1 protein-coding gene is annotated in these 613 nt (G+C 64.1%); it reads left to right on the top strand.

Annotated elements, in window-relative coordinates; translation table 11 throughout:
* On the top strand, window positions 1-613 hold a 613-nt coding region (locus MOX02_RS29835; protein ID WP_147029383.1), incomplete at both ends, for a calcium-binding protein.

The following is a 613-nucleotide window of genomic DNA, read 5'->3' as shown; positions in this document are numbered from 1 at the left end:
CCGGCGACGACCTTCTGGAGGGCGGCGCCGACGATGACAACCTGCAGGACAGCGACGGTGGTGCCGACACGCTGCAGGGTGGAGATGGAAATGACAGCCTCTACTCAAGCGACCCATATTGGATCTCTGGCCCTGGTATCGACACGCTTGAAGGCGGGGCCGGTGACGACTCTCTTTCCCGTACTGGGCAGGGTGCTTTCGGCTCGACCCTGCGGGGCGGCGAGGGCAACGACTACCTCTACCTCTACGAGTACGGCAACAACGGTGTCGCCAACACGGCCACGCTCGACGGTGGGTCCGGCAACGACAGCATCTCCGTCGGCCAAGCCTCCGGTGACAGCAGCGATCAGCTCCAGATCGATGCAGGTGATGGAAACAACACGATCACGGTCAACAATGCCTACCTGAAGACGACGATTACAGCCGGTGCGGGCGCCGACGCTATCACGGTCAACAACACCTACGGTCAGACGGTGATCTCAGCCGGCAGCGGCATCGACACCATCAGCATCGCTGGTGCCTACGGGCCGACCACGGTCACGGCCGGCCTCGGCGATGACACCGTCACGGGCATCGGCAACGGCGGCCAGCACAGCGTCGATGCGGGCGAGGG

This window comes from Methylobacterium oxalidis (assembly GCF_007992195.1).
GTDB classification, from domain to species: Bacteria; Pseudomonadota; Alphaproteobacteria; order Rhizobiales; family Beijerinckiaceae; genus Methylobacterium; species Methylobacterium oxalidis.
Note: the sequence above shows the minus strand (reverse complement) of the source record. Positions and strands in the feature narration are given on the sequence as shown.